Source organism: Akkermansia sp. BCRC 18949 (assembly GCF_045011645.1).
Classification (GTDB): domain Bacteria; phylum Verrucomicrobiota; class Verrucomicrobiia; order Verrucomicrobiales; family Akkermansiaceae; genus Akkermansia; species Akkermansia massiliensis.
In genome coordinates this window covers 528,512-551,118 of record NZ_CP123619.1, presented here as the reverse complement: position 1 = coordinate 551,118, position 22,607 = coordinate 528,512, and the positions used below count along the sequence as shown (strand labels likewise).

Here is a 22,607-nt window from a genome sequence, read left to right as displayed (position 1 = left end):
GCCACCCTCCCCCAAAACCGCATTTTCACCTTTCATGCCCGTCACTCTTCAGGATTTAGGCTGGAACGACCACTTTCAACGCGCTTTCAACGCCGTCGCCAAACCCGGCTGGGTTCCGGGACGCCTCATCCGGGAAACGAAAATCAACTTCACCGCCCTGCTGGACGGCGGGGAAGACGTGGACGCGGTCGTCAGCGGCAAGCTCTGGCATGACGCCGCCACGGATGCGGAACTGCCCGCCGTAGGAGACTGGGTGGCGATTGACCCGGGGGAAGCGGGAGACGAAGCCGTCATACGCGCCATTCTCCCCCGCCAGACCTGTTTTTCCCGCAAAGCTCCGGGAAAAAGCAGCGCGGAACAGGTTCTGGGAACCAATGTGGACACCGTAGCCGTGGTGACGGAGCCGGGAACGGACTTCAACCCCAGGCGCATGGAGCGCTACTTTACGCTCATCCGCCGCAGCGGCGCCGCCCCTCTCATCCTGCTCAATAAAACGGACCTTTTCTCCAGGGAGGAAGTGGACGAAGCCGTGCAGGCCCTGCGGGAACTCTCCCCGGAATGCTCCATCATCGGCATCAGCGCCCTGCACAACAAGGGAATCAAGGAATTCCGCAAATGCCTTTCCAGGGGAAAAACCATCTGCATCGTCGGTTCCTCCGGAGTGGGAAAATCCACGCTGGTCAATACCCTGCTGGGGGACGAATGGCTCTGGACGGGGGAAGTGAATGAGGTGACCGGCAAGGGACGCCATACGACCGTGGCGCGCGAACTGGTGCTCCTCAAACACGGCGGCCTGCTGATTGACAATCCCGGAATCCGTGAAATCCAGATGTGGACGGATGAACATACCCTGCGGGAAAGCTTTGCGGATTTGACGGAGCTGGCCCAGGAATGCAAATTTGCGGATTGCAGCCACGGCACGGATTCCGGCTGCGCCATCAGGAAAGCCGTGGAGGAAGGAACGTTGGACAGGGAGCGGTACTTGAATTTCCTGAATCTGGAAGATGAAATCGCGCGGCTTGCCAAACGCCAGAAAAAAAGGCAGATGAACGTGGAACGGGCCGGGAAGAGAGACCGGAAGGTACAGGCCCGGAATTATGAGGACCGCGTGGAACTGGAACGCCGCCACAAGCCCAACCACCGCAGCCATGACTGATTCTCCGTCAAATTGGCTTGTCAAACCGCAGAGGCGCGCTTACCAGTAAGGGATGCTCTTCCCATGCAGCCTTTTCCGCGCTTCCGCGGCCCTTCTGGCATTGGGCGCGCTTCCTCTCTCCGCAGCGGAACAGCCGGACCCCGCCCAAGCCAGGCCCGTCGTTTCCATCACGGACCTGAACCCCGTCCGGCTGACGAGAGACGCCCACAGCAAACTTCTTGTGGCGCAATGCACCATTAACGGCGTTCCATGCAATCTCATTGTGGACACGGCGGCCTCCCACACCACGTTTGACATCAAATTCATCAAGAAGAATTTCCCCGGCCTGCCGCTTGAAAACGCGCAGATCGCCCCCGGCTCCAACGTCAACACCGTTCCCCAGCTTTTCGCCATGAAGTCCTTCTCCATCGGAGGGCTTCACATTAAAAACTTCTTCGGCCTCGCCATGGACCTCACCCCCCTTCAAAAAGATATGCAGGTCAGGGTGGACGGCATTCTGGGAATCAACTACCTGGGCTTCTCCCCGTTCCTGCTGTCCGTCAGGGATGCTTCCCTCCAATTTCTGGAACGCTCCCGCTTTCCCTCCCAGAACATGAAGCCGCTGGAAGTGGAACGCCACCCATCCGGAATTTTCTATGTCCGCTGCTCCCGGGGAGGAGACGCCTTCCTGCTGGCCCTTGATTCCGGTTCTTCCCTTTCCCTGGCCCCGCTGGAACAGTGGCCCGCGGACCCAAATGGAAACCAGCTCACGGCCAAGGCCTCCGACATCAACGGACACAGCGGGGACCGCAACGTCATGAAGCTGGGCATACCCTCCACCCTCCGCATGGGGCCGGACTTCCAGATGGACGGCCTTTCCTTCGCCGTGACGGGAACAGGCGGCAGATGCCAGATAGGCGTGGACACCCTCCAGCACTTTGACATCATCATTGACGCGCCGCAGGGGGAAGTCTTCGCCCTGCCGCTCCATTCCAAGCCGGAGGCCCGCGGACAAAAGGCTCCCGCCGTTAAACGGGAATCTTGAGCATGATGCAGATCATGCGGATGGTGCGGGCCGTAGCGCCGAAATGGGCTTTCAACGCCACCTGCGCGCGGGAGGACTGGGCATGGGCCAGCAGCGGATTGTCCAGCATCTCCTTGAGCACGTCCGCCAGACGCTCCTCATCGCACCGGGTAATACCGTCCACGCCCTCAAGCAGCTGGACCAGCGCATCGAAATTCTCCATGTGCGGCCCCGTCAGCACGGGCACGCCGCAGGCAACGGCCTCCGCCGGATTCTGGCCGCCGTCCGCCAGAAAGCTCTTGCCGATCACGGCCACATCCGCCAGCGCGGTCCAATCCCTCAATTCTCCGGTCGTATCCGCAATGTAGCAGACATTGTCCTTCAGGGTTTCCGGAAGCTCGCCATCCGTCCGCAGCACGCACTGCCAGCCGCGGGCCTCCAACTCACGCACCACCGTATGGCGGCGTTCCGCATGCCGGGGAACTATCAAGGGGAAGCCTCCCGCCTTGCGCACGGCCTCCGCAATCAGCACTTCCTCCCCGTCATGCGTGCTGGCGGCCAGCACCACGGGCTTGCCGCGCTTCAGCTTGTCCAGAATGGCGGCAAACTCCGCATTGGTTTCCTTGCGCTCCGCCATCTGCTGGTCAAACTTGATGCTGCCCGTCACATGGATGATGGAGGGGCGCACCCCCACGGATTCAAACCTCCGGACGTCCCCCTTGTCCTGCACGCCCATGGCGTCCAGCGTGGAAAAATAATATCGTGACACCCATTTAAAAGCGCGGTAGCGGCTCTCGGACCTGGCGGACATGCGGGCATTGATCATCGCCATGGGAATGCCCCGCACCTTGGCGGCGCGGGCAAAGTTCGGCCATAATTCCGCCTCTACCAGCACAATGGCTTCCGGTTCAAAACGGTCAAAGCACCTCCCCGGCAGGCCCAGCAGGTCAAAGGGGGCATAAATTACGCGCACGCCGGACACCTGGGCATTCACCGCCGTATCATGCCCCGTAGCCGTGCTGGTGGCCAGCACCGCGGAACCGCCGCGCTCCCGGAGCCACGCTCGGAGAAATTTGAGGGCCAGCACCACTTCACCCACACTCACGGCATGCACGTACAGCACCCCCTTCGGCTCCCGGTTGTAGGAAACCCGGTACAGGCCGAAGCGCTCCATCAACCCCGTGCCGAAGCCGCCGCGCCTCTTCTGCTTGAGCAGGTAGGAAGGCAGCGTCACCAGCCACCCGAGGGTGTACAGGACATTGTAACAGAAAGAGAACAGGAAGGCTTTCATCTTACTTCTCAGGCAATCGATAGAACAACAGCATATTTTTCCCGTACCGGCGGGTATCCACCAGGTCCAGGCCGTCAAACTCCGCGGCGCCTTCCATGCCGGTTCCCCAGCCTTCCTGCACTTCCGCAATAAACACGCCGCCGTCCTTCAGCAGTCCGGCAATTCCGGCCTCCGCCAGTTCCACAATAAAATCCCGGTCCGCCGGGCCCTTGCAGTAGGGGGGATCTGCAAAAACAATGTCGTACTTCCTGCCGGCCAGCAGCTCCCTTTTCACAAACTGCACGGCGTCTCCCTGGATGACGGCGCCGCCCTCCAGGCCGGTTTTGGCAAGATTGGCCTTGGCCGTCGCGCAGGAAAGCCGGGAAAAATCCACCATGCGGGAGCTCCCTGCCCCGCGGCTGAGGGCTTCCAGGCCGAAGGCTCCGGAGCCGGTGAACAAATCCAGCACGTCGGCATGGTCAATCAGCGGGTTCAGGATGGAAAAAAGGGCCTCCCTGACCCGGTCGGTCGTGGGCCGCACTTCCCCTTTGGGAACAGACAGTGCTATGCCGCCGGCCTTTCCGCTGATGATACGCATGTTTTTACCGGAATGAAAGGAACGTCTTGTTGTCCCTACTGGCGCGCCTTGGCCTTGGCCTTTTCCAGCAGGGGGTCTCCCGTAATGCGGGTGATGGGGATGCGCAGCACGATGGACTGGTTGGCAATGGCAATATTATCCGGATTCTTCTCGGACATGTTGTAAACGAAATAGGTATATTTGCCGTCCTTGGTCTTGCCCGCGATAATGGTCTCCGTCAGGGTGGAAAGAATGGTCTTCTTTTCCATGGTCCATTCCTTGCCGCTCCATGCGCCGTACACGTTCAGATCGTCATAGGAAACGTCCCCTTTCAGGGCCAGGGCGCCGTTGGGGGAAATCCAGGATTTGGTATTGGAGTCATACTTCAGGGTGCTCATCGGCAGCGGTCCCTGCTGGGCCACCGCGGCCAGAGTCCAGATGCCGCGTTCCCCGGAGGCGAAAATGCCCACAGCTACGGGGGCCACTTCCTGCACCTGCTTCAGCTTCCAGCATTCCAGATACTTGGCATACTCATCCTTGGTCCAGCCCAGACGTTCGTCATACGGAACGGGCTGACCGGGAACGATCTGGCTGACGAGTTCCTTCTTGTCCTTGTCGGGCAGGGAGGCAAAAACGCCGTCAATCTTTTCCATGAATGGCTGAAGGCTTTCATCAAGCACAACGCTGACGGCGGAAGCTTCCGCCATTTTGCCGACCGGGAGATATTCATCGATTATTTCCGGCTTTTCTGCTGCGGACAGGGAAGAAACCAGAACGGGGACCATCAGTGTTAAAGCCAGATTGCGGAGCGCTTTCATAACGTGTTCGTACATTTTACTCAACAAAACACCCTTGGCAAGAGTCAAAGTGAGTGTTATCCGTATGTACATCATGAACTGGAAGTTACTTTTCACTACCCTGGCCGCCGCTCTGAGCCTTGCTTCCTGCGTGTCCACCCCGGCATCCCGCATCCAGAAAAACCCAGCCCTTTTCAATTCCCTTCCGCCCAGCCAGAAAACGCTGGTGGAAGCCGGACAGATTGCGGAAGGCATGTCGCCGCCCGCCGTCTTCCTGGCCTGGGGAGACCCCTCCGCCGTCGCGGAAGGCAACCTTAACGGAAAATCCGCCACCCGCTGGATTTACTCTTCCCTCCAGCCGGTTTACACCCCGCCGCCCTCCTTCTGGGCCGGGCCCTACTGGGGAGGCCCCTATTGGGGACCGGGGTTCTACCGTCCCTATTACCCGTATTACAATGACGTCACCTACGTCCCGGTGGATACCGGCTACGTGCTGTTCATCAACGGCAAGGTGAAATCCTGGGAACGCAGGCGCTGATTAAAGAACCGGCAGGCCCGCACGGGATGGAATGCGGCGGCGCAGCAGACGGAGGGAAGCTTCCGCATGATGCGCCGTTTTTCTTTTTGCCATTCTTCCGCGGCCTTTTTTCTTTCCCTTCCGTTCCCGGACTCTTCGTTCAATCCCTGTCCCCGGACAGGGGGCGTTCCAGTTCCTCCCGGAATTCAGGGAAGAACGCCTTCAATTCCCCGGACACCTTAGGGTATTCCAGTTTCATTTCCGCCAGTGCCTCCACAATGGCGCACATGCAGACAAGCCTGGAATACCACTTGTTGTCCGCCGGCACCACATACCAAGGCGCGTCCCGGGAAGAAGTATGACGTATCATTTCCTCATACGCCTTCTGGTACTGGTCCCAGAACTCGCGTTCGTGGATGTCCCCCTCTGAAAACTTCCAGTTCTTGTGCGGGGTGTCCAGCCGCGCCAGAAGGCGCTTTCTCTGTTCCTCACTGGAAAGGTTAAGGAATATCTTCACGATGCGCGTCTTGTTGGAGAGCAGATGGCGTTCCAGATTATTGATGGATCTGTACCTCTCCTTCCAGAAGGCTCCCTTGGCATGGGCGGGATCAAACCCCTCCCCCGCCAGAAATTCCGGATGCACGCGTACGCTCAGCACTTCTTCATAGTAGGAACGGTTGAAAATGCCGATCATTCCCCGCCGGGGAAGACGGGCCACGCACCGCCACAGGAAATCATGGCTCCGTTCCAGCGTGGAGGGCGGCTTGAAGCTGCTGACCACGCACCCCTGCGGATTGACTCCGCCCATCACATGCTTCACAATGCCGTCCTTGCCCGCGCTATCCATCGCCTGCAGCACCACCAGCAGCGCATAGGATTCGCTGGCATAAAGCACCTCCTGAAGCTGTTCCAGCAGCTCAATGCCCTTCTCCAGCTTGTCCACGGCTTCCTTCTTGCTGTCCTTGTCCAGCTTGCCCAGATCGCCCGGATCATAGTGGGATAACTTGAACCCCTTGCCGTCCGTCACCCGGTACGGCTCAATGAACTTTTTGCAGCGTTTGACCAGACGGGAAGGAATATCTATCATTCCGGTAATGACACCGTTCTGCGTCAAGACGTTGAAATAACCGTAAAAAACTCCGCCTTCCTCCCGGACGGCCGTCCGGCCCCTGCAGCATGAAAAATCCGCAAAAGCCGGCTTTCCGCAGCAAAGGCGGAATGGCGCAGGGAAACGTCAATTCTCTATGCGCACCTGGTCCGCGGGAGTATTTTCCAGCTTGCAGTCCTCAATGGACCATGTGCGGGGAGGCTGAACCTTGTTATTTTTAATCAGGATGTTGGCGCACCTCCTGAACTGGAAGGGCTTCTGCCCCCAGCCCCTGAAATCATTGTTGTAAATGATTTTGTTGTTGACGAATTTAAGGTTATCCGTGGAAATGGCAAACAGCAGCGGCACGTCGAACGTCTTGAACACATTGTTTTCTATCAGGACATTGCGGTGATAATAATCCTTCTGCTTGTTCAACTGCTTGACTTCCGGGTAAATGGAAATGATGGCGTTCGTGAACTGGTAGCGGGAGGTCAGGTTGTTGATGAAGGTATTCCTGCGGATCACCACTTCATGGCAGGCGCCGCTTTCATACCAGCCCTGGGCGTCCCCGGCCAGCAGAATGGCCGCGCCGGAGGAATGGTCAAACAAATTGCCCTCCACCAGAACCTTCTCAGGCGTCGTGAAAAGAGAACCGCGGGCGCGGTTGTTGCGGACGATGTTGTTGCGGAATACTACGGAAGGGTAAAAATCCGCATTTTCCACGGCGTCCCCGGCCTTGACGGACGGAGGCAGCGGTTCTTCCAGCGTGATCACCAGTTCCGTAGAACTCTTCTTCACGGCGGTTTTTACGGTAGCGGTGCTTCCCGGTTCAAGCGTAGGCCCGTTGATAAAACGGATTTTTTCACCGGGCAGGAACACTTCAAACCCCACCGCCTGGCGGTGCATGTACTTGCATTTCAGCGTATGGCCGTCCACTACCTCCGTCACGCCCAGGCAGGTGGAATGAACGTTGATGGCGTCATCCATCATTCCCTCGAACAAGGCTTTCTCCACCACGATCTCGCCCCGGGTGTTGGAAAAATGGGTGGCGTCCGCCCCGGCGGTGTGCACGCGCCCCGTCCCTTTCCTGACCATGACGCCGCCACCCTTCATGTGGAAATCCTCCGACCGCTGGACCAGCAAAGCCATGCCCGTGCTCTGGTGCAGAGCCACATCATTCAGGACCGTCTTCCGCGCCCGGTAAACCACGCATCCCGGATGGGGGCGGTTATAATTCCGCAGCACCAGCGTATCCCCCGGCTTGATTCCCTTCTGCTTGAGGTTCCAGTCCAGCCGGAGGCGGTTCCCTCCGAGGGGTTCCACCCGGCCGTTCCAGCCCATGTCCGACGTATTGGCAATGATGTGCCCGGTCCCCTTCTCAAAGGCCATGCAGCTCCCCATTCCTTCCTCCCAGCCTTCGCCCAGGAAAACGAACCTGTTGTTCCTGATTTCATAGGGGTAGGCTTTTTTGTCTATTTCCACCTCCGTGGACCTGTCGTCCGCATTCAAGACACGCGCTTCCGTACAATAGGACCGTTCATAATCCACGGACAGACGGTTGATGCTGATGTTTTCGCTGTCCATGACCAGCAGGGGAACCACCTTGCCGTGAAACAGGAACAGGGAGCCGTTGCCCTCTACGCGGACATTCCGCAAATCAGTCAGGGTCACGCACACCGGATGAACCAGGGGCTGGTCATGGTTGGAGATATTGAAGCTCATGTTCAAGGCTCCCTCCGGATAAAAATGATAGACTCCCCTGGGGATGTTCAGCACGCCCCCTCCCTGCTTCCGCAGGGCGGAAATCGCGGCCCGCAGGGCCGGACCCTGATCTTTCCTGACGCCGGGAACCATGCCGAATTTGGCGGCATTCACCACGGCTCCCTTCATGCTCTGCGGCTCACCGCCCGTTTTCCAGACTAGGTCCACCCAGTCTGCGTGGTCATAGGAATTATTTTCCACCCGGTCAGCCACCAGGTAAAGATGCCGTATGCCGTTTTCCGCTACCGGAACGGAAAACTTTTTCGCAGGCATTCCCCTCTTCATCACGCCGGAACTCCATAAAACTTCGGAACCGCTCATTACACGGAATTCCACGCTGCCGTCTCCGTCCGTACCGTCGTCAATGCCGCAGGCCCCTTCCAGCTTCCACACTCTTGAGCCGCTGCCCTCCGGCACAGGGAGCGGAATCATGGATGTAGCGTGAGTGCCGATGCCCGCAGCGTATTTTTTACCCCCGATGCTCAATTCACCATTCTTGAAAGACCGGTCCAACCGCGTTTCCCCCACCTCCTGGCGGGCCATCAGCAGACTGGCGGCAGGCACTTTCACGGCTGCGGACCCGGATTGCGCCGCGCCTTCCTGCCCCCGGGATAGTGCCGGGAATGATCCCGCAACGCACGCTGCGGCCACAAAACTCCATGAAAACATCCGGTTAAACATATCCTTTATTATACCTTTTCCCCGGTTTTCTTCTATCAGAAAAATTCCAATTCCTGCAAAAGCCGCCCATGGAGAGAAAAGAGAGATTGCCTTCCTCCTCAAATTCGGGGACACTCTTTCCATGCGACCAGCTTTCCTCCTCCTGCCCGGCATGCTGCTGACGCTTTGCGCCTGCGGGCGCGGCGGCGCCACGCTTGAAACGGATAACGTCCAGGCGGAATGGTTCCCCAACGGGAGCCGCACGGCCATTGTCCTGGATGGTGAAACGGAACCTGCCCCAGCACGGGAAATCCAGCGCGCAAACTCCGGCATGACTCTCTTATACAACTCCCTAGGTGACGGCAGAGGCGCCCTGGGAGTCAACGGAGCGCTTCCGGAAACGGCAACGGTTACGTACCGGCAGGGAACATCACCCGCCGTCCTGCACTTTAAGACCTCCTCCCGGGAAATACTCCTCAGCGGGGTGTGCCGCCTGGACGCGGAAGGCAAAACGTCCTCCCTGACCGGCTGGAGCTGCCAGGAACGGGGGACAGCCCTACCCCGCACCGGCACGGCCGGGACCATGACCACGGAAAATTCTGGACAATGAACCTCATGCGGATGCTGAAACCGGGAAAATGGAAAATCCTGAGCGCCCTGCTGGCCGGAGCGCTGGCCCTGGCGTGCGTCCAGTGTTCCGTCCGTTCCCTGGTGTACCTGCCGCCCCAGCCCAAGGACAAAACCGTGTATCTGGAAAAACGCGCCGCCTGGGAGCCCCACCGGCGCACTTTCCACCATAACGGGGCCCAGCTCAGCGGCTGGCTTATTGAAAAGAAGGGACAGCCCCTGCTGGTGTATTATGGAGGGAATGCCATGGACATCTCCATGATGCTTCCCTACCTGGATCGGTTCCCCCATGCCAAGCTCCTGGTCAACTACCGGGGATACGGTCTCAGCACCGGCACGCCCACGGAGCAGAACATCATGGGGGATTCCCTGGCGATTCTCGACTCCGTGCTGAAGGAAACCGGAAGAACGCCGGACGACGTCATCCTGGTCGGGCAAAGCCTCGGCTCCGGAGTCGCCACGCAGATAGCCTCCGTCAGGAACGTGAAAAAGCTGGTCCTGCTGGTTCCCTTTGACAGTCTTCTGGAAACCGCCCGCGGCCTCTTCCCCTACCTTCCCGTCAAGCTTCTCCTGCCGGACCACTTCCGGTCGGACCTGGCAGCGCCCAAAGTAGCCTGCCCCGTCAGCATCCTGGCGGCGGGATCGGACGAAGTCATCCCGCCTGACCACGCCAAACGGCTCCGGGACTGCTTCTCCACGCCGGTCAACTACCAGGAATTCCCCGGCGCCATGCATAACACCATCTGGCTCAGCCCCGGCTTTGACAAGGCGTTCTCCAGGAGCATCAGCTACTGAACCGCTTCATTCCACAGGGGCCAGAGACACCCGGCGCAGGCATTCCCCCTCGTGCTCCAGCAGCAGCCAGGAAGTTCCCTCCGGCAGCGCGTCCGGAAACAGGTTGGCCCATTCCACAATGAGCACCGCGTCCCCGTCCAGATACTCGTCCCAGCCTATGCCGAGCAATTCGGACTCATCCTTCAGCCGGTAAAAATCAAAATGGCACGCCCGCAGGCGCCCGTCCGCATGCTCGTGCACCAGGGAAAACGTCGGGCTGGCCGCCGCATCGGAACTCCCCAGCCCTTCCATAATCCCTTGAGTCAGGTGCGTCTTTCCGGCGCCCAGCTCCCCCACCACGCCCAACACTTCACCGGGCATTAAAATTTTACCTATTTGCCATCCCAGCTCCCTCATTTCCTCCGGAGAATGAGTTAAAACGGGGCCGTTTTTAAAAATTTTATACCATTCGTTCATTTTTTCATGAAATTTTGCTTGTCTAAAAGAAGGTGATATGGTTTATTGCGGCTCCCGCATCCGCGGGTGAACCTTAACAGTGATAGCAATGGCATACGCAATTTTCAAAACAGGTGGCAAGCAGTACCGCGTTCAGGCGGGCGACGTGATCGACGTTGAGTGCATCAATACCCTTGAAGAGGGTGCTGAAGCAAGCTTCGATCAGGTGCTTATGGTGGAAAATGACGGAAACGTGACCCTCGGCACCCCGACGGTGGCAGGAGCTACGGTCTCCGCCAAGGTCGTCAGCCAGTTCCGCGACAAGAAGATCATCGCCTTCAAATTCAAGCGCCGCAAGGGCTTCCACAAGAAAAAAGGTTCCCGCCGCGCCATGACGAAGCTGGAAATCACCGGTATCAACGCCTAATTTCAACCCTTAATTTTATCCTAATCTTATGGCTCACAAGAAAGGTCAAGGTTCTGTCAAGAACGGTCGCGACTCCCGCAGCAAGCGCCTCGGCGTTAAAAAATTCGGCGGGCAGGAAGTGATCGCGGGCAACATCATCATCCGCCAGCGCGGCACCAAGTGGCACCCCGGCAAGGGCGTGGGCATGGGCCGTGACTACACCATTTTCTCCCTCGTGGACGGCCGCGTGTTCTTTGACCGCGAAGGCCGCCGCGTCAATGTGGCCCCGGAAAGCTCCGAGGCTGCCAACTAAATTACAGATAACTCTATCTCCCTGCAGGGGCGGCCATCCACAGGGATGACCGCCCCTTTTTTACCCCTCCCCGCGCCCGAATAAATAACAGGAATTGTTCTTGCAAAACAATTGACCCTCCCTCACTATCCACGCAGAGCATGAAAAATAAGATATGAATCCCAAAACAGATTCCAAACAAGCCGCCCGCACCGCCTCTACCCTCCCGGTTATTTCCGGTTTGAGACTCACCAAGCAGCGACAGGAAGTCTACCAGGTTCTCCTGGAACAGAGAGACCATCCCACCGCGAATGAAGTTTACCAGCGGGTGCGCAAAAAGCTCCCCAGCATCTCCCTGGCCACCGTTTACAACTGCCTGGAAGCCCTGGTGAATCACGGCCTGGTCAATCAGGTCAACTTTGAACGCAGCTCTTCCCGCTTCTGTCCCAATCTCGTTGATCATGGGCACTTCCAGGACACCCGGACCGGCTGCATTTACGACATCACCATCAAGGAGGGCGTGGATCTGAAGGAATTCATCAACCTGCCCGACGACGTGTGCATCGAAGAAGCCCAGATCACCCTCAGGGGCTCCATCATCACGTCGCAGGGCTAAATCCCTTTCATCATCATGAGTCTGGTCATTAAAAATTTGCACGCCAAAGTGCAAGGCACGGAAATACTTAAAGGCATCAATCTTGAAATTCCCAAGGGAGAAGTGCACGCGATCATGGGACCCAACGGTTCCGGAAAAAGCACCCTCTCCAAAGTCCTCTGCGGCCACCCGGACTATGAGGTGACGGAAGGGGAAGTCTGGCTGGACGGACAGAACCTGCTGGACATGAGCATTGACGAGCGCAGCCGCGCGGGCCTCTTCCTGGCGTTCCAGTATCCCATGGAAGTTCCCGGCGTGTCCAACGCCAACTTCCTGCGCGCCGCCATGCAGGCCCGCATGCCCCAGGGGGAGGAACTGGATGCGGTTACCTTCTACAAGACGCTGTATGCAAAAATGGACCAGCTCGGCATGTCCCGCAAATTCACCGCCCGCGCCGTCAACGAAGGCTTTTCCGGCGGTGAAAAGAAGCGCAATGAAGTGCTGCAGATGCTTCTTCTGGATCCCCTTTACGCCATTCTGGACGAAACGGACTCCGGCCTGGACATAGACGCCCTCCGCATCGTTTCGGAAGGAGTCAACTCCATGCGCTCCCCCTTCCGCAGCTTCCTCGTCATCACCCACTACAAGCGCCTGCTGGATTACATCAAGCCGGACGTGGTTCACGTGCTGGCCGACGGACGGATTGTCCGTACCGGCGGCGGAGAGCTGGTGGACGAACTGGAAAGCAGGGGATATGAATTCCTGAAAGAGGCGGAAGGAGCGGAAAAGGCGTAACGCCGCCAATCCGGCAGTCAATCATGAGCGACACACCTGACATGTCAGAGGACGGGAACAAACAGAACCTGTTTGACTTCGACCGGAGCAAGGGGAACTTCTCCTTCCCGGAACGCCATAAATTCAACGCCGGCTACGGCCTGACGGAGGCCACCATCGACTACATCTGCGACGTCAAGGACGATCCGGAATGGGTGCGCCAGTTCCGCAAAAATGCGCTTGCCGTCTTTGAAAGCAAGCCCATGCCCACCCACTGGGCGTCCCCGGACATTGAAAAAATAGACTTCTCCCAGATCCGCTACTATCTTTCCGACGGCGAACGGCCCAAGCGAAGCTGGGACGACGTGCCGGAAGACGTAAAGCGCACCTTTGAACGCCTGGGCGTCCCTGAACAGGAACGCCAGTTCCTGGCGGGCGTGGAAGCCCAGTATGACTCCGAGTCCGCCTACTCCAACATGAAGGAGGAACTCCGCAGCCAGGGCGTCATCTTCGTCAACTCCACGGAAGGCCTGAAATACCATGAAGACGTCTTCCGCCCCTGGTTCGGCAAAGTCATCCCCACGGGAGACAACAAATTCTCCGCCCTGAACAGCGCGGTATTTTCCGGCGGTTCCTTCATTTACGTGCCCAAGGGCGTGAAGCTCAAGCACCCGCTCCAGGCGTACTTCCGCATCAATTCGGAAAACTTCGGGCAGTTTGAACGCACCCTCATCATTGCAGATGAAGGGGCGGAGCTCATGTACATGGAAGGGTGCACGGCCCCCCAGTTTGAAACCACCACCCTCCACTCCGCCGTCGTGGAGCTGGTGGCCCTCAAAGGAGCGAAAATCCAGTACGTCACTGTGCAGAACTGGTCCTCCAACGTCTTCAACATGGTCACCAAGCGCGGACTGGCCATGGAAGACGCGGAAATCCGCTGGATAGACTGCAACATAGGCTCCGGACTCACCATGAAATACCCGGCTGTGGTGCTCAAGGGCAGGCGTGCACGCGGGGAAGTCATCTCCATCGCCCTGGCGAATACGGGCCAGCATCAGGACACGGGTGCCAAAATGATCCACGCGGCGGACGACACCACGTCCAACATCGTTTCCAAATCCATCAGCATCGGTGAAGGGCGCGCCAGCTACCGGGGCCAGGTGGTCATGGGCAAAGGCCTCAAGGGCTGCAAGAACAACACGGAATGCGACGCCCTCCTGCTGGCGGCCAACAGCCGCACGGACACCTACCCCGCCATCACGGTGAAGGGGGACAGGAACACGGTGCAGCATGAAGCTTCCGTCTCCCAGGTCTCTGAAGAAATGCTCTTTTACATGCAGCAGCGGGGCATCCCGAAGGCGGCGGCCATGTCCCTGGCCGTCAACGGATTCATTAACGACCTCGTTCAGGAATTCCCCATGGAATATTCCGTGGAACTGCGCAGGCTCATTGACCTGGAAATGGAAGACAGCATCGGATAAGGAGGGAAATGATGAACCACTTGCTCAACGAAGAACAATTCCCCGCAGGCTTCCTTCCCGCATGGTTTGAAGCCAGGCACCGCCAGGCCCTGGAACAGGCGGGCCAGCTTCCGGAACCCTCCCGCCGCATGGAATCCTGGCGTTTCGGAACTCCCGGCAACGAATCCCTGGAAAACTTTGAAGCCGCCCCTCCCGTGGCACCGGAAGCCCTGGCCTCCATCATCAGGGAGCATGCCTCCATGCCGGACGCCATCCGCATCGTTTACGCCAACGGCCTCCCCGTCTCCATCCCGGAAGAACTGCCGGAAGGCCTCGCCGTGATGGATCTGGAAGACTTTGTGCTCCAATACCCGGACGCGGCCCGGAAACACCTGGAAACAGCGCCGGAAACGCTCGGTTCCGAAAAACTGGCCGCCCTGAACACGGCTCTCCAGCACAACGGTCTGGTCATCATGGCGGACCGGGAAATCTCCCGCCCCCTGGAAATCTTCCACTTCATCTCCGGGGACAACGTGGCCGTCTTCCCCGCCACGCTGGTCATTGCGGAGACCGGAAGCCGCCTGCACATCCTGGAACGCCACGTCAGCGCGGACCACGGCAGCCAATTCTGCGGAGCGCTCCAGCAGCACCATCTTTCCTCCGCTTCTTCCGTCAAATACGTCCTGGTCCAGGAGCTCAACAGCCGTTCCCGGGCCGTGGAGCTCTGCCACATTATGGCGGACGATTCCGCAGAAATGGAGCACCTCGTCAGCCATCCCGGCGCGGCATGGGCCAGACAGGAGACGGTCTGCCTCCTGAACGGAGACAGCGCCAACGTACGCCTGCTTTCCGCCAGCCACCTGAAGGAAAACAAGGAGCTGGACCAGAGAACCTACCAGAAGCACCTCTATCGCGGAGCCTCCAGCAACCTGCTTTACGTCAATGTGCTGGATGACGAGGCCAGCAGCATTTTCAGCGGCATGATCCTGGTGGCGGAAGGCGCCCACGATACCAGCGCCTACCAGAGCAACCGCAACCTCATCCTCAGCCCCCGGGCGGAAGCAAACTCCATTCCCGGCCTGGAAATCCTGGCGGACAGGGTGCAGTGCTCGCACGGTTCCGCTACCTCCTCCATCTCTCCGGAAGAAATCTTCTACCTGCTTTCACGCGGCATTCCGGAGCAGACGGCGCGCAGGATGATCGCCCAGGGCTTTCTGAAACATGCGCTGGACCAATTCAGTGATGAAACCATACGTACAGCGGTAGAAAGCATCATCCTGCCCTGACCGCTCTTATTTCATGCAACCAAAAAAGCGGAGAGAAGGCACCCCTATCCCATCTTTCCCGTCTTGATATTAATGCGCCGCTGCAAGAAAGCTGTAACAAGCAGAAACAGAGCAATTCCCCCCATAATGCTATAATACCATCCACGATAAGGCGTATGGTACTGAAGGAGAATTTCTGTCTGCTGTTCCGAATCCGGAACAAAAACAAGAATAGAATAACGCTCAGTACTGGATAAAGGAAGCTCTTCTCCCTTCCCGCTCCGGGCGCTCCATCCCTTGGAATAGCTCTCAAGAACAGACAATTCCTTTGTTCCTGGCGGCACAGTAACATGGATCTTGTTATTTGTTCTCCAATCCGGAACAACAGGAGAAAAATGATTTCCTTCCTCTTGGGTTCGGACAAAATAGCGTCCACGGTACAAGGGATTCTCCAGCAAGAAGAAATCTTCTGTTTCCTGAACCAGATTCCATCCATCAAGGGATGGCTTTCCGGCTCTGGCATCACACAACAAATGGGAAATGCCGGCCATGGCATAATCTTTCCGATGATAATGTCCATCCGACAAAGGTCTCAGATATTTGGGCTGTACCGTTTCATAACCTGAGGCCAGTCTTATTCCATATGTGGATAAATGATTGGTACATAGAAAATCCAAGTCATTATGAGGATTGACTATGACAACGGCTCCATCCCCCACATGTCCGCGAAACTCGGACATCCATTCCGGCTCTCTATAAAGATAACCGCTTTCCGGTTTGTCGGAATAGGTAATCCATGAAGAAGAAAATACTATTTGCTCCCCAAAAGTACATAACACCACGAGTCCTGCCCACCACTTCGGATAACGGCTGGATATATTCAGGCGGGAACAGGCCCAGCCCCCTATGCCGACCAGTAAAATTAATGAGACATTGCGCCAATCCCAAATCATCAACTGGTTCAGGAGATGCTCGCTCCTGAGCAAATACCAGGAATGACGGTATTTTTGCTGAAAAGTCGTTATGTTTCCGTCAATAAAGCTATGCAATTTTAACAGCAATGGTTCATGAAACCATTGAACTGCCACCGATACAGCAAGCCATACGCACAAAAATCCAATTCCCCACCATGCAAGTCTGCGCCAGATAGGAAGAGCCGGATGCTGCCTAAGGTCAAATAACTGCCATCCAGCAAGCCAGCTCATTCCAAAAGCCATCACAACCGTGGAACGTGAATAGAAAAAAGTGGAAAGAGGAGTGCATGAAACAATTAAACTGACAAGAAAACAAAACTTGGCAGTCAACGGTGCTTGGCGGTTAAACAATGCCAGAACAGCCAACACGAAAACTACTCCTCCACCAAACTTGATATCGAATAAATCAGCGCCGATAACTTTGGAAATACTGATTGTCTGAGGAATGCCGAAGAGCGTCGGCATCACAGATGTGACCAGAAAAGGAAGATTTTCCAGCCCCCAGACAAACGGCAAGCTTTTACAGCCTTCCATACGCGGCAAGGTGTCCACAAAAACGTCCAAGGAAAGCAACGCCGCCAAAAATCCGGAGATAAAATAAAAAGATGATGATTTCAACAAAACTTTCCAAGACCAGTGATTTGTTCGTTTCCACCAATCCGCAAGAAATACACACAACACCAAAAGAAAAACAAAGAGACACGCTTGCAGATGGCCTCCTCTGAATCCAAGAGCAATAAAGAGAATAGAGGGAATATGCACCAATTTGTTTTTCCTTCTCCCTTCCAACAGGGCCCAGACAATCAACGGCGCCCAAATCATTCCACCAAGCCACCGGTCATATATCCACATAATAAACTGGGAATAAAAACTGAAACTCACGGCTCCCAGCAATGCATACGGAACAGGAATTCCCCTCGATTTCAGTAGAATGATCATCCCCAGTCCCGCGATAAAAAACTGCATCCATATTCCCACATCCCATGCCGTCCAGAAAGGAAGAAAACCAAATAACCAATGATGCCAATCCCCCGGGCTTAACATGGTATTTTCCGGCAGTGAAGTTCCATTGTGGGTATAAGGGTTCCATCCCATATACCCATCACTTTGCCAGGACTGCTGCATTGCCCAGCTATAAGGTAAATATTGAGAAGCTCCATCTACGTTATATTGATTATGGACCTCCTCCATTGGCTGAGTTGCGAATGGTTTGAACAGACATTCCACACAATCCACCGGGGCTAAAACCTTTCCTCCGAACACAGCAGGAGCAAAAAAAAGCAGTACAAATACTGCCCAAATTATTATCCCCCACCACAAGGGAATTTTTCCTATTTTTTTAAAATTCATTTATAATAAAAATCTAACATTATAAACCCATACATACCCAAAGCGAATCCCTGCAAATTAACGAACGGATTTCTCCACAGATTTTTTTTAACCAGCATCTATCGTTCTTCTTCAACCCGGGAATTAAATCAATGCACCGGAACATCTTTTTTAGCGGATTTCCAATCCGGAGTCAAGCTGTAACTCTAAGAGGAAAGAACTTGCAATGTCGTTCCTTTACATATCAGGGGCTTTTACGTGGAATAGAAATCTGTCTGGGCTCATTAGTTTTTGACGAGAACACGGAAAATTTCTACGATATCTGGGCCTGAAGTAGAATTGTGGCAAATCCTCTTTCATGGAGCCCGTTACACGTTGACGCAGAGTCACGTCTCAATAGCCGTAAAGAGCGGCACTTTCCCTGAGAACAAGCGGGCTTTTTTCGTTTTCAGTCCATAACAGACTGTAAATCCACCCTCATCCTCAAGGAAGTATCATTTCATTAAAAAATGATCCACTCAGGACTATTTACATTCTGAATTTCCGGTTAAGCATCTTGAGAAATGCATCAAAAAACCTAGCCGGGATTATATGATAGCCTTGTAGCCGGTTTATGATCTATCCGACAAATAAATTGCTATTACAAATATTTATGATTCACCATTCCATATAAAAATATAAATAAAGAGGAACAGCACAAATAAATAATCCTAAATAAAGGAAAACTGGCAGGTTCACAATGTGAACATCTCATCCGGCATCTATCAAGGAAAGCGGAACTATTTTTTGAAACAAGGAAGAGTATTTCTTCATTATTATTATCGTATGGTCACATTTTACAACATTATTCTCTCCACCGCCCTTTCCCTGTTGATACTGCCTGTGGCGGAAACGGCACGGCCCAATGTGGTTCTCATTAATGCGGATGACCTGGGCTGGGCAGAAGTGGCTGCTACGGGCAGAAAAAATTAAAACCCCGAACATTGACAGGCTGGCCTCCGAAGGGCAGCGGTGGGTTTACTTCTATTCCGGGGCCCCGGTTTGCTCCCCCTTCCGCAATGTACTGATGACGGGCAGGCATACGGGCAATTGCGACGTGCGGGACCTGAAGCGCGTGGACGCAAGCGAAAACTGGCGCAACCTCAAAGGGGACTGGCCCATCAGAACAGAAACCTACACCCTGCCGGAAGCCATGAAAAAGGCAGATTACGCCACGGCAGTTTTCGGCAAATGGGGCATTGGGGATTTCGGCTCCACTGGCGCGCCCGACAGGCACGGCGTAGACAGGTTCTACGGCTACACGGATCAGAAAGCGTGCCATACCTACTATCCCCCCTATCTCTGGAATGACGGCAGTCAGGGAAGTTCTGAACACCTCCCTGACTGCCGCCACCATCGGGCACGGCTCCCAACCGAAGGGGGAGGTGCTGGCGGAGACCTACCGCGCGGAACAGCACAGCTCCGACCTCATCGCGGACAGGATGCTGGAATTCGTGAAGGAAAAGGCCCGTGAAAAGAAACCTTTTTTCCTGTACTATGCCCCGCTGGAACCCCACGTAGCCATGCAGCCCCTCCAGGAATGGATTGACCGCTATCCCCGTGAATGGGACAAACGCCCCTACCGCGGCGCCCATGGGTACCTGCCCCATCCCCGTCCCCGCGCCGCCTATGCCGGCATGATTTCCCAGATGGACTACAATGTGGGGCGCCTGCTGGACACGCTGAAATCCTGCGGACTGGAAAGAGATACCATCGTCATCTTCACCAGCGACAACGGCACCACGCACGACGCAGGCGGGGTGGATCACCGTTTCTTCCATTCCGTAGCCAACCTGAAAGGCTTGAAAGGCCAGCTCTATGAAGGAGGCATCCGCGTACCCGGAATCATCCGCTGGCCCGGAAAAATCGCTCCGGGGAAAACCATTTCCCAGCCGGCCTTCCATGCAGACGTGATGCCCACGCTGTGCGCCCTGGCGGGAGCGGATGCGGGCTCTCCCCTCGGAATAGACCTCTCTTCCGTCCTGCTGGGTAAAAAATCCGCCCTGAAAGACAGGAAACCCATGGTTTGGGCGGGAGGCGGCTACGGCGGCCAAGTGGCCGTGCGCTTTGACGCAAAGAAAGTCATCCGCCGCAACCTGTTCCCTGGCAAAAAACCCGGCAACCGGGAAGTGTGCGACATCGTAAAAGACCCCGCGGAGAAAAACGACATCGCCGTGGAAAACCGTGACCTTATTGACAGGGCCATCGCCATCCTGGACAAGGAATACAAGCCCGCGCCCGGATTCCAGGCCCTGCGCTACAAGGCCCCGGAACAGCCGGCCAAATAAGGAAAAAGGGAAGGATTCCCCATGATACGTAACCCCCGGCATTCTGCCCTTGACGTGAACCGCGCCGGGGGTAGTCTTTCACGCATGAGTCTGACCTCTTCCCTCCTCTCCAGGGTGCTCCAGGGCGGTTCCTGCACCAGAGAAGAACTGATAGCCCTCAGCCGGGAACCGCTGGAGGAGCTGTGCCAGGCGGCCAACGCCATCCGGGAGCATTTCTGCGGAAACGTCTTCGACCTCTGCACCATCATCAACGGACGCAGCGGCAAATGTTCGGAAAACTGCAAGTACTGCGCCCAGTCCGCCCATTACTCCACCGCGGTGGAGGAATACCCCCTCTTAAGTGATGAAGCCCTGCTGGCGGGCGCCAGGTACAATGACGAACGGGGCATCCTGCGCTATTCCATCGTCACCTCCGGCAAGAGGCTGACGGATGCGGACGTGGACCGGCTCTGCGCCAGCTACAGGCACATCGCCGAACGCTGCGGCATCTCCCTCTGCGCCTCCCACGGCCTCATCTCCAAAAAGCACTGCGAACAATTGAAGGCCGCGGGCGTCTCCCGTTACCACAACAACCTGGAAACCTCCCGCCGCAACTTCCCGAACGTCTGCACCACGCACACGTACGACGACAAGCTGCAAACCATCAAGTGGGCCATGGAAGCCGGGCTGGAAGTGTGCAGCGGCGGCATCATGGGGCTGGGGGAAACCCTGGAGGACCGGATAGATATGTACATGGACATCGCCGCACTGGGCATCAAGTCCGCGCCCATCAACTTCCTGACGCCCATCCCCGGTACGCCGTACGCGAACATGACCCCGCTTGGGGAGGAAGACCAGCTCCGCATCGTGGCGCTGGTGCGCTTCATCATGCCGGATGGCTTCGTCCGCATCGCCGCCGGCAGGAACACCATGAAGGACCACGGCAGGAAAATCTTCATGTCCGGGGCGAATGCCGCCATCTCCGGGGACATGCTCACCACCTCCGGCGTCACCATCCGGGAAGACTTGGCCATGCTGGCGGAGCTGGGCTATGAAGTCCGCATGAAATAAGGGCTGTCCCGTTTTCCCGCTCCTTTCCCCATGAATCACTCCGACTGGTCAAAAAAAGATCTGGAATACATCTGGCATCCCTGTTCCCAGATGAAAGACTATGAAACGCTGCCCCCCATCGTGATCGAACGCGGGCAGGGAATCCACCTGTACGACGTGGACGGGAAGCGCTATCTGGACGTGGTCAGCTCCTGGTGGTGCAACCTGCTCGGGCACTCCCACCCTAAAATCAACCAGGCCATCAAGAACCAGCTTGATTCCCTGGAGCACGTCATCTTCGCCAACTTCTCGCACAAGCCGGCCATCACCCTGTGCGAGGAGCTGATGAAAAAAATCCCGCAGGGACTCTGCAAGTTCAATTTTTCCGACAACGGTTCGGCGTCCATCGAATCCGCCATGAAAATGAGTTTCCAGTACCACTACCAGACCGGAAACCGCCAGAAAGTGCGCTTCATGTCCCTGAGTGACGGCTATCACGGAGAAACCCTGGGAGCCCTCTCCGCAGGCGGCCTGGACCTTTACTCGGAACTCTACAAGCCCCTGCTGCTGGACATCGTGCGCATACCCGCTCCGGACTGCTACCGCTGCCCCAGGGGAAAAAAACGCGGTTGCTGCCAGGCGGAATGCATTGACGCGGCGCAGGAGGCCTTTGCACGCCATGGGAATGAATGCGCCGCCCTGCTGGTGGAACCCCTGCTCCAGGGTTCCGCAGGCATGCGGATGTATCCCCCCGCCTACCTGGCGAAGCTGCGCGCCCTGTGCGACGCCTATAACGTGCACCTCATTGCGGATGAAATCGCCACTGGCTTCGGCCGCACGGGCAGCATGTTCGCCTGCGACCAGGCCGGCATCTCCCCGGATATCATGTGCGTCTCCAAAGGGCTCACGGGCGGCTACATGCCCATGTCCATCACCATCACCACGCAGAAGATTTACGATGCCTTTTATGCGGACTACCGGGAAGGAAAGGCCTTCATGCACAGCCATACCTACTCCGGCAACCCCCTGGGCTGTTCCGCCGCCCTGGCGGTGCTGAAGATTCTGGACGAGGAACAAATTATTTCCCGGGCGCAGGAAAAGGCCCCCCTCTTCCACCGGATGATCGCCGATGCGCTGGGGAACCATCCGCACGTGGGGGAAATCCGCAGCCTGGGCCTGGTGAACGCCATTGAACTGGTGGAGGACAGGGAAACCAAGAAGAGCTTCCCGTCCGAACGGCGGCTGGGATACCAGATTTACAAGGAAGCGCTTAAACAGGGTCTGCTGCTTCGGCCGCTGGGAGACGTCCTGTACTTCAACCCGCCCCTCATCATTTCCCCGGAGGAAATGGAGGAGGCCGTAGCCGTCTGCTCCGCCTGCGTCCGCAAGGTGCTGGGGTAAACATTTTTCCTCCGTAACAATATGTGCTGTTCTTTTTTTGAAGAAAAGCTGCAACTTTTCTTCAGGG

General features: G+C 56.6%; 22 protein-coding genes and 1 pseudogene. 16 read left to right on the top strand and 7 right to left on the bottom strand.

What is annotated here, in order from left to right:
- Positions 1-34 precede the first annotated feature (34 nt).
- Positions 35-1,156 carry a ribosome small subunit-dependent GTPase A gene (rsgA, locus tag P8A25_RS02265; RefSeq protein WP_102728839.1) on the top strand — a complete coding sequence of 374 codons (1,122 nt, stop codon included), beginning with the start codon at positions 35-37 and terminating at the stop codon, positions 1,154-1,156.
- Positions 1,157-1,208: 52 nt separating this feature from the next.
- The gene (locus tag P8A25_RS02260) at positions 1,209-2,180 is read left to right on the top strand and encodes a retropepsin-like aspartic protease (protein ID WP_102728729.1); all 972 of its coding nucleotides are present in this window, start codon (positions 1,209-1,211) and stop codon (positions 2,178-2,180) included.
- Here P8A25_RS02260 and P8A25_RS02255 read toward each other — a convergent pair.
- Genes P8A25_RS02255 through P8A25_RS02245 form a run of 3 tightly spaced genes read right to left on the bottom strand, consistent with a single transcriptional unit; the run spans position 2,164 to position 4,824 of the window.
- Positions 2,164-3,450, bottom strand: coding sequence for a 3-deoxy-D-manno-octulosonic acid transferase (locus P8A25_RS02255; protein ID WP_022396470.1), 1,287 nt, complete (start codon positions 3,448-3,450; stop codon positions 2,164-2,166). The two genes, P8A25_RS02260 and P8A25_RS02255, sit on opposite strands and share 17 nt — an antisense overlap.
- 1 nt (position 3,451) lies before the next feature.
- Positions 3,452-4,027, bottom strand: coding sequence for a 16S rRNA (guanine(966)-N(2))-methyltransferase RsmD (rsmD, locus tag P8A25_RS02250; protein ID WP_022396469.1), 576 nt, complete (start codon positions 4,025-4,027; stop codon positions 3,452-3,454).
- A 35-nt stretch (positions 4,028-4,062) separates the two neighbouring features.
- Positions 4,063-4,824, bottom strand: a complete 762-nt coding sequence (locus P8A25_RS02245; RefSeq protein ID WP_146017860.1) for a hypothetical protein — start codon at positions 4,822-4,824, stop codon at positions 4,063-4,065.
- Positions 4,825-4,897: 73 nt separating this feature from the next.
- On the opposite strand from P8A25_RS02245, the gene P8A25_RS02240 reads away from it, so the two are divergent.
- Positions 4,898-5,341, top strand: coding sequence for a hypothetical protein (locus P8A25_RS02240; RefSeq protein WP_146017859.1), 444 nt, complete (start codon positions 4,898-4,900; stop codon positions 5,339-5,341).
- Between the two features lie 139 nt (positions 5,342-5,480).
- Here the strand turns inward: P8A25_RS02240 and P8A25_RS02235 are convergent, their stop codons facing one another.
- Together P8A25_RS02235 and P8A25_RS02230 are read right to left on the bottom strand one after the other, a co-directional pair.
- Entirely contained in the window at positions 5,481-6,407 is a 927-nt protein-coding gene (locus P8A25_RS02235; protein WP_022396466.1) for a polyphosphate kinase 2 family protein, read from the bottom strand.
- A 147-nt stretch (positions 6,408-6,554) separates the two neighbouring features.
- A complete protein-coding gene (locus P8A25_RS02230) occupies positions 6,555-8,741 on the bottom strand; it encodes an NPCBM/NEW2 domain-containing protein (RefSeq protein WP_180973678.1) in 2,187 nt (728 codons plus the stop codon).
- A gap of 232 nt (positions 8,742-8,973) precedes the next feature.
- Here P8A25_RS02230 and P8A25_RS02225 point away from each other — a divergent pair, with 232 nt between their 5' ends.
- Both P8A25_RS02225 and P8A25_RS02220 read left to right on the top strand, forming a co-directional pair.
- Positions 8,974-9,441 carry a hypothetical protein gene (locus P8A25_RS02225; protein WP_180971046.1) on the top strand — a complete coding sequence of 156 codons (468 nt, stop codon included), beginning with the start codon at positions 8,974-8,976 and terminating at the stop codon, positions 9,439-9,441.
- Positions 9,438-10,253 (top strand): alpha/beta hydrolase, encoded by an 816-nt coding sequence (locus tag P8A25_RS02220; protein WP_022396463.1) that lies wholly within the window; start codon positions 9,438-9,440, stop codon positions 10,251-10,253. Before P8A25_RS02225 ends, P8A25_RS02220 begins: the two co-directional genes overlap by 4 nt.
- 6 nt (positions 10,254-10,259) lie before the next feature.
- On the opposite strand, the gene tsaE is transcribed toward P8A25_RS02220, so the two are convergent.
- On the bottom strand, positions 10,260-10,709 hold the full coding sequence (tsaE, locus tag P8A25_RS02215; protein WP_022396462.1) for a tRNA (adenosine(37)-N6)-threonylcarbamoyltransferase complex ATPase subunit type 1 TsaE: 450 nt from the start codon (positions 10,707-10,709) through the stop codon (positions 10,260-10,262).
- 88 nt (positions 10,710-10,797) lie between these two features.
- On the opposite strand from tsaE, the gene rplU reads away from it, so the two are divergent.
- From rplU to P8A25_RS02185, 6 genes are all read left to right on the top strand, one after another.
- Positions 10,798-11,115, top strand: coding sequence for a 50S ribosomal protein L21 (gene rplU, locus P8A25_RS02210; RefSeq protein ID WP_022396461.1), 318 nt, complete (start codon positions 10,798-10,800; stop codon positions 11,113-11,115).
- Positions 11,116-11,143: 28 nt separating this feature from the next.
- Positions 11,144-11,407, top strand: coding sequence for a 50S ribosomal protein L27 (gene rpmA / locus P8A25_RS02205; protein WP_022396460.1), 264 nt, complete (start codon positions 11,144-11,146; stop codon positions 11,405-11,407).
- 154 nt (positions 11,408-11,561) lie between these two features.
- A complete protein-coding gene (locus tag P8A25_RS02200; protein ID WP_215442426.1) occupies positions 11,562-12,002 on the top strand; it encodes a transcriptional repressor in 441 nt (146 codons plus the stop codon).
- 15 nt (positions 12,003-12,017) lie between these two features.
- Positions 12,018-12,776, top strand: a complete 759-nt coding sequence (sufC, locus tag P8A25_RS02195; RefSeq protein WP_022396458.1) for a Fe-S cluster assembly ATPase SufC — start codon at positions 12,018-12,020, stop codon at positions 12,774-12,776.
- 23 nt (positions 12,777-12,799) lie between these two features.
- Positions 12,800-14,236 (top strand): Fe-S cluster assembly protein SufB, encoded by a 1,437-nt coding sequence (gene sufB / locus P8A25_RS02190; protein ID WP_022396457.1) that lies wholly within the window; start codon positions 12,800-12,802, stop codon positions 14,234-14,236.
- Positions 14,237-14,244: 8 nt separating this feature from the next.
- Positions 14,245-15,501, top strand: coding sequence for a SufD family Fe-S cluster assembly protein (locus tag P8A25_RS02185; protein WP_215442425.1), 1,257 nt, complete (start codon positions 14,245-14,247; stop codon positions 15,499-15,501).
- A 44-nt stretch (positions 15,502-15,545) separates the two neighbouring features.
- Here the strand turns inward: P8A25_RS02185 and P8A25_RS02180 are convergent, their stop codons facing one another.
- Complete coding sequence (locus P8A25_RS02180; RefSeq protein ID WP_404838751.1) at positions 15,546-17,804, bottom strand: hypothetical protein; 2,259 nt, start codon at positions 17,802-17,804, stop codon at positions 15,546-15,548.
- An 804-nt stretch (positions 17,805-18,608) separates the two neighbouring features.
- On the opposite strand from P8A25_RS02180, the gene P8A25_RS02175 reads away from it, so the two are divergent.
- From P8A25_RS02175 to bioA, 5 genes and pseudogenes are all read left to right on the top strand, one after another.
- The gene (locus P8A25_RS02175; RefSeq protein ID WP_180971598.1) at positions 18,609-18,755 is read left to right on the top strand and encodes a hypothetical protein; all 147 of its coding nucleotides are present in this window, start codon (positions 18,609-18,611) and stop codon (positions 18,753-18,755) included.
- Positions 18,688-19,050: pseudogene (locus tag P8A25_RS02170) on the top strand (sulfatase-like hydrolase/transferase); the annotation flags it as partial. The gene P8A25_RS02175 and the pseudogene P8A25_RS02170, both read left to right, overlap by 68 nt.
- Positions 19,051-19,129: 79 nt before the next feature.
- Entirely contained in the window at positions 19,130-20,110 is a 981-nt protein-coding gene (locus P8A25_RS02165; RefSeq protein ID WP_215442424.1) for a sulfatase-like hydrolase/transferase, read from the top strand.
- Between the two features lie 84 nt (positions 20,111-20,194).
- A complete protein-coding gene (gene bioB, locus P8A25_RS02160) occupies positions 20,195-21,160 on the top strand; it encodes a biotin synthase BioB (protein ID WP_102726658.1) in 966 nt (321 codons plus the stop codon).
- Positions 21,161-21,190: 30 nt separating this feature from the next.
- Positions 21,191-22,540, top strand: coding sequence for an adenosylmethionine--8-amino-7-oxononanoate transaminase (gene bioA, locus P8A25_RS02155; RefSeq protein ID WP_102726659.1), 1,350 nt, complete (start codon positions 21,191-21,193; stop codon positions 22,538-22,540).
- Positions 22,541-22,607: the final 67 nt, after the last annotated feature.

Coding starts and splice junctions, on each gene's coding strand:
- rsmD (WP_022396469.1), bottom strand. CDS start 4,027: ATGCGTATCATCAGCGGAAAGGCCGGCGGCATAGCACTGTCTGTTCCC.
- P8A25_RS02255 (WP_022396470.1), bottom strand. CDS start 3,450: ATGAAAGCCTTCCTGTTCTCTTTCTGTTACAATGTCCTGTACACCCTC.
- sufC (WP_022396458.1), top strand. CDS start 12,018: ATGAGTCTGGTCATTAAAAATTTGCACGCCAAAGTGCAAGGCACGGAA.
- rpmA (WP_022396460.1), top strand. CDS start 11,144: ATGGCTCACAAGAAAGGTCAAGGTTCTGTCAAGAACGGTCGCGACTCC.
- sufB (WP_022396457.1), top strand. CDS start 12,800: ATGAGCGACACACCTGACATGTCAGAGGACGGGAACAAACAGAACCTG.
- P8A25_RS02245 (WP_146017860.1), bottom strand. CDS start 4,824: ATGAAAGCGCTCCGCAATCTGGCTTTAACACTGATGGTCCCCGTTCTG.
- P8A25_RS02180 (WP_404838751.1), bottom strand. CDS start 17,804: ATGAATTTTAAAAAAATAGGAAAAATTCCCTTGTGGTGGGGGATAATA.
- tsaE (WP_022396462.1), bottom strand. CDS start 10,709: ATGAACGAATGGTATAAAATTTTTAAAAACGGCCCCGTTTTAACTCAT.
- P8A25_RS02200 (WP_215442426.1), top strand. CDS start 11,562: ATGAATCCCAAAACAGATTCCAAACAAGCCGCCCGCACCGCCTCTACC.
- P8A25_RS02165 (WP_215442424.1), top strand. CDS start 19,130: ATGACGGCAGTCAGGGAAGTTCTGAACACCTCCCTGACTGCCGCCACC.
- P8A25_RS02185 (WP_215442425.1), top strand. CDS start 14,245: ATGATGAACCACTTGCTCAACGAAGAACAATTCCCCGCAGGCTTCCTT.
- P8A25_RS02175 (WP_180971598.1), top strand. CDS start 18,609: ATGGTCACATTTTACAACATTATTCTCTCCACCGCCCTTTCCCTGTTG.
- bioB (WP_102726658.1), top strand. CDS start 20,195: ATGAGTCTGACCTCTTCCCTCCTCTCCAGGGTGCTCCAGGGCGGTTCC.
- P8A25_RS02240 (WP_146017859.1), top strand. CDS start 4,898: ATGAACTGGAAGTTACTTTTCACTACCCTGGCCGCCGCTCTGAGCCTT.
- rsgA (WP_102728839.1), top strand. CDS start 35: ATGCCCGTCACTCTTCAGGATTTAGGCTGGAACGACCACTTTCAACGC.
- P8A25_RS02260 (WP_102728729.1), top strand. CDS start 1,209: ATGCTCTTCCCATGCAGCCTTTTCCGCGCTTCCGCGGCCCTTCTGGCA.
- P8A25_RS02220 (WP_022396463.1), top strand. CDS start 9,438: ATGAACCTCATGCGGATGCTGAAACCGGGAAAATGGAAAATCCTGAGC.
- P8A25_RS02225 (WP_180971046.1), top strand. CDS start 8,974: ATGCGACCAGCTTTCCTCCTCCTGCCCGGCATGCTGCTGACGCTTTGC.
- rplU (WP_022396461.1), top strand. CDS start 10,798: ATGGCATACGCAATTTTCAAAACAGGTGGCAAGCAGTACCGCGTTCAG.
- P8A25_RS02235 (WP_022396466.1), bottom strand. CDS start 6,407: ATGATAGATATTCCTTCCCGTCTGGTCAAACGCTGCAAAAAGTTCATT.
- bioA (WP_102726659.1), top strand. CDS start 21,191: ATGAATCACTCCGACTGGTCAAAAAAAGATCTGGAATACATCTGGCAT.